Below are 255 nucleotides of genomic sequence, written 5' to 3' on the forward strand. Positions count from 1 at the left end.
TCTCAGTCCCAGTGTGGCCGATCACCCTCTCAGGTCGGCTACGCATCGTCGCCTTGGTGAGCCGTTACCTCACCAACTAGCTAATGCGCCGCGGGTCCATCTGTAAGTGGTAGCCGAAGCCACCTTTCATGTCTGAACCATGCGGTTCAAACAAGCATCCGGTATTAGCCCCGGTTTCCCGGAGTTATCCCAGTCTTACAGGCAGGTTACCCACGTGTTACTCACCCGTCCGCCGCTAACATCAGGGAGCAAGCT

The 255-nt window shown here is 56.9% G+C and carries 1 rRNA gene; it reads right to left on the minus strand.

Annotation, left to right across the window (positions count from 1 at the left end):
• Positions 1-255 (minus strand): 16S ribosomal RNA (locus RUW00_RS22910); the annotation flags it as partial.

Source organism: Bacillus sp. IS1 (assembly GCF_032461585.1).
In the GTDB taxonomy this organism is placed as follows: Bacteria; Bacillota; Bacilli; order Bacillales; family Bacillaceae; genus Bacillus; species Bacillus velezensis.